The 4,761-nt window shown below is 41.9% G+C and carries 5 protein-coding genes; all 5 read right to left on the bottom strand.

Going from position 1 to position 4,761, the window contains the following annotated elements:
• On the bottom strand, positions 1-557 hold a 557-nt coding region (locus tag GF401_20285; GenBank protein ID MBD3347401.1), incomplete at its 3' end, for an acyltransferase domain-containing protein.
• 31 nt (positions 558-588) lie between these two features.
• On the bottom strand, positions 589-1,587 hold the full coding sequence (locus GF401_20290; GenBank protein ID MBD3347402.1) for an acyltransferase domain-containing protein: 999 nt from the start codon (positions 1,585-1,587) through the stop codon (positions 589-591).
• Positions 1,588-1,799: 212 nt separating this feature from the next.
• A complete protein-coding gene (locus tag GF401_20295; protein ID MBD3347403.1) occupies positions 1,800-2,396 on the bottom strand; it encodes a 4'-phosphopantetheinyl transferase superfamily protein in 597 nt (198 codons plus the stop codon).
• Positions 2,397-2,529: 133 nt separating this feature from the next.
• Positions 2,530-3,969 (bottom strand): exopolysaccharide biosynthesis polyprenyl glycosylphosphotransferase, encoded by a 1,440-nt coding sequence (locus GF401_20300; GenBank protein ID MBD3347404.1) that lies wholly within the window; start codon positions 3,967-3,969, stop codon positions 2,530-2,532.
• Positions 3,970-4,323: 354 nt separating this feature from the next.
• A complete protein-coding gene (locus GF401_20305; protein MBD3347405.1) occupies positions 4,324-4,575 on the bottom strand; it encodes a hypothetical protein in 252 nt (83 codons plus the stop codon).
• Positions 4,576-4,761 lie beyond the last annotated feature (186 nt).

Genomic DNA, 4,761 nt, shown 5'->3' on the forward strand with positions numbered 1-4,761 from the left:
CTGACTGCAAGTGGTATATAGCGAGCTCCGGCGTTTTCGAATATGGCTGATGCATTGTGTATGTCCTCTGCAGGTCCTGATATGACGGTTTGGAAGCATGAGTTATAATTAGCTATATCGATGGAACCGAGGTTATTCTGCTTCAGGATTGCGTGTAGTGCATCGCTCTTTATTCCTATGACAGCCGCCATTCCGCCATTTTGCGCTTCAGCCATCAGTTCGCCTCTCTTTTTGACTATACGGAGGCTTGTCTCGATATCAAAAACTCCTGCAGCAAAGAGCGCATTATATTCACCAAGGCTGTGACCGGCGAGGAAATCGGGCTTCTTCTCCTTTGCAATTTTTTCAAGATACAGCAATGTGTTGACGAAAAACAGCGCCGGTTGCGTGTATTCAGTTCTGATAAGACGATTATCGGGATTCTTAAGACACAGTTCTTTGATAGAATATCCAAGGATCGAATCGGCTTTTTCGACAAGCCCCTCATATTTATCGAAAAGGTCGGATCCCATTCCCCTTTTCTGCGAACCCTGTCCTGCAAACACCCACGCATTCATTGTCTCCGCCTTACTATCATGAACTTCATTCTTAGCAAAAATTGGCTGTTTTCAGTTGCCTTTGATTGATAGTGCAAATATCCATGCCCAAACTAAACTCATTAATTAAAGAACAATATCTGGATTGAGAGCATTTATCCAGATTATATTTGATAAATGTAGCCAATGTTCCCGAGGGGCCCAGATCAAGATAGAGGTTCGGGCCTTGCTGTTCAAGACGTCGGATTACGTGATTAAAAAAAACGGCTTTTCTGGTTGCATTCCATAAATAATACGCATTCACCAAGCTTGTTACCAAACCGTCAAGTCCTGAAATCATTCGAATTTTCGGACCGGCAAAATTAATTGCTGATGAGAACCGAATAAACTCATCATACGCAGGATCCATCATGTCAGAATGAAAAGCAAAGGTAACAGGCAAATCTTGAAAATCGATTTGATTTTGCAGACAAAAAGCGCCTATGTGCTCTATTGGCCGGATTCCGCCCGATACAACAAAATGCCGGCTATAATTTATTCCCGCCAGGTCCACTTTTTCTTGAAATATCGGCAAGGTATAATACAAATCCGGGGTTTCCAGTATAGCTGTCATTGCTCCCTGTGGACAATATCTTTCAATCAGTTCAGCCTGTTTGCATACTAAGAAAAAACCGCTTTCTACCGTCAAAACGCCGGCAATTACTGAAGCGACAAATTCCCCTATGCTGTATCCAAGTACCATGTCCGGAGTAATCCCGCAATCCATTATTGACTTGGCTAATGCGCATTGAATTGAAAAGAGGGCAGGATGAGAAAAATGAATATCCGTAAAGGGAATGTCCTTTTTTAAATTGGAGTCATAGATCTTTTCAATGATCGAACAATTCAGATATTTTAATGCCAGGATGTCCAGATTTTGAAGGTGCTTTCTGAATCCCTCATGCTCCTGATACAGATTTTGTGCCATATGAAAGTGGTGAGACCCCTGTCCCGAGAACATGAAAACAAGGGGCATTGAAAACTCAGGCAAAATATCTGCATTGTTATTCATTGTGTATTCCTGCGCTACAACATCAAATCGACTGAAAGAGTATTAAATCATATATGAAAGCACTGCTAACCATTAGATATATCTATAGATAGCAGGTATGAGTTTCAAAGTGCATAATTGGTGAAACAATTTAAATTAAATCAACGGTATTAAGCATACGTTGAAGGAATGTTAGAATCGTGCTAATTTCATGACACACTTTCCTTCAGATTTTATAGATATGCTTCAGTCAACCTGTCCATATTAATCTTGATCAAGTTGTAGTTAAATGCATTTGTTGAGACGCAGACAGCGAGCTTATAATCCTTTGCCGGTTCATGCAGAATGAATTTCCAGCCTTCGATCTTTCCATTTGAACTTAATCGTATTTCCGGAGCCAAACCCATATAGAGATCGAAATAAAAGGAATCCAGCGGCATATGCATTCCTTTCCCCTCGGCCTTGATATAGGCTTCTTTCAACGTCCAGAATCGATAAAAGTAATCAAGCTGATATTCAGGTACGCTGTTTTCAATGAAATTGGCTTCCCGAGGGGCAAAAAAACGCCGGGCTATTTCAAGGTTTATCGGACGCATTTGTTGCACATCGACACCAATTTGACCATTATCCGTCACACCGCATACCACCCAGCCTCCGGAATGGCTGATATTGAAATCTATCGATGGGAATTCTTTCAAATAGGGGCGCTTGTACTGGTTATAAGTCAACTCGGGCATGGCTTGGATCCCATAAACCTTGCGCAAGGTCCATTTCAGCAGGAGTTTGCCAAGAAGGCTCCTATGACGATCCGTCTCTTTTTTGAAACGCATAATTCCGGCCTGCACCCTGGTACTGAGTGTGTCGAGAAGAGGATAAAAAGTATTCTCAGGAAGAAGATTGTCGATATGAAGTGCATAAAGTACAGTCACATTAACTCTGGCGGGATATAATAAAGAAATTAACTCAGGATGCGCCGGTTCCCTGGAGGACGCTCTGCACGGTTTTGCAGATAATCCGCATATCGAGACCCAGGGACCAGTTATCGATATAATCCAGATCCATTTCCATCCATTGATCAAAAGGAATATTATGCCTTCCGTTGGCTTGCCAGATACAGGTAATACCGGGTGGGACACTCATCCTGCGGCGAAAGCGGTCGTTTTCGAAACCGTTGTAGTCTCTAACCGGCAATGGCCGGGGACCGACAAGACTCATGTCGCCCATAAATACGTTGATTAGCTGCGGAAGTTCATCGAGACTGGTTTTTCTCAGAAACCTTCCGATCGGCGTTATTCGAGGGTCGTTCCTGATTTTAAAAACAGGTCCCTTTGCTTCATTTTTAGTTTCCAATTCCTTCTGAATCTGCTCGGCATTGGGAACCATGGTCCGGAATTTATACATTTTAAAAATCCGTTTGTTCAACCCAAGCCGGCGCTGCACAAAGAAGACCGGGCCCTGGGATGTTACTTTAATAATAATAGCAATGAGCAGTAAAAGAGGGAATGAAAGTGCCAGAAAAAACAGGGATGCACTAACATCAAAAAGCCGCTTCAGGTAGACCCGAAGGCCTTTCATGCTTCCTGTATAGTGGCGGATTATTTCGGTATCGTCGATGATATCGGTTTCGATTCTCGATTTCTGACGGTCAAAGAAATAAGGGGTGTAGTGAATGACTATACCCTGCTCTTCGCAGGCAACCAGAAAACGGTTGATCCATTTGTAAAATGAATTGACCGGAAGTGCAATAAATATTTCATCGACAACATGATGGCGGATATATTCAAAAACCTCTTCCAGATTACATTTAATCTCATAACCGGCTTTCCGGCATCGCTCGGTACCATCCCATTCATTATCGACAAAGCCTTGGAGATGATAACCAAGTTCGGGTTTCTTTTCAATTTTTGCTGCAAACCCAATCGCCCGTTGATTTGTACCGATAATCAGCAGATGACGAAGGTTTCTTTTTTGAAGGCGGATGCTTTTCAGGATTGATCTAAGGATAAAACGCATTGCTATCATTGCTGCCGATGTGATGATCCAGAAAATGCCTATGAATTTCAGGCCGGAAGGTGGTCTTCTGAAGAGAAGGGTGATAAAATAATAAGCCGCCATGCAGATCGCTGTCGCTTTCAATACATCAAATATTTCACTCCGCAATGATGTTAATCGCTTGCTGTCGTAAAGGCCGAACAAAGCAAAGATAAAGCGCCATAACAATAAAAGTGAAAATATCCACAAAACATCATAAAGCTTGATCTCGGACGCCAGTATTCTTCCTCTATGTATAAAGTCTCCTTCATAAAGAGAACTCATCAATGAAATAAAAAAACAGGCAAATATGGCGATAATGTCGCTGATTTTAAACAATTCCGATAACACCCGACGGCTGTTGTGTGTCACATTACCTCCATCTGTACCGGTATAATTTTAAGGCGCAGGATAACGGGCGGTGCGTTTACCGTCTCCTATTATATAACCCGCTCACAAAAGCGAGTCATGCATAAACATGACCTATAAAATGATTAAATATTATTAGAGTTCGATAAGGATTATGTAATTTCATCTTTACCACTATTTGTCCGGCTTTATAAGCGGTCGGAATCAATGCTTCAATGTTTGACTACTATTAGGCTTCTGTTATAAAAGGATTATTCGACGGGCAATAAATTGCCGTAATTAAAAAAAGAATTTGATTCCATGATTTATTTTGTATCGGTAAACAAAAGACTACTTCCTCGAAAGGATCCAATAGCCTTACAACTGCAAAAACCCCGCACTCTCCTCTTCGCCAAAAAGCGATTCTATCTGTTCATCATTCATTCCTTGGATCAGATAGGAATAGCTGTTGTTTTTTCGCAGAAGCTGGACTTCGGTGTCCAGGTCGGCGGGGGTGCTGATTATAAATGTTTCCCCATTTTTTGTTTTGATTTGCACAACCTCTCTGCGAGCCAGTTTTAATAGCTCATGAACTGAATACTCGCGCAGTGAAATGTCGACTGTTTTCATAAGCCCCTCCTGGTGTTGGCTGATTTCCCTGCCGCTGTAAATAGCGTGCCGGCCCTTTCCCTTGTTTCAAGGACGGGGCCGGCATTTGTAATAGGATCAGTATATAAAATTATCAATGCATGATAGAAATGAATTAAGTGCCTATTAGTTTTTATTGAGGAAAAACAGGTGACAGGGAGAATCTGA

The organism is Chitinivibrionales bacterium (assembly GCA_014728215.1).
In the GTDB taxonomy this organism is placed as follows: domain Bacteria; phylum Fibrobacterota; class Chitinivibrionia; order Chitinivibrionales; family WJKA01; genus WJKA01.

Coding starts and splice junctions, on each gene's coding strand:
- GF401_20290 (MBD3347402.1), bottom strand. CDS start 1,587: ATGAATAACAATGCAGATATTTTGCCTGAGTTTTCAATGCCCCTTGTT.
- GF401_20305 (MBD3347405.1), bottom strand. CDS start 4,575: ATGAAAACAGTCGACATTTCACTGCGCGAGTATTCAGTTCATGAGCTA.
- GF401_20295 (MBD3347403.1), bottom strand. CDS start 2,396: ATGCGTTTCAAAAAAGAGACGGATCGTCATAGGAGCCTTCTTGGCAAA.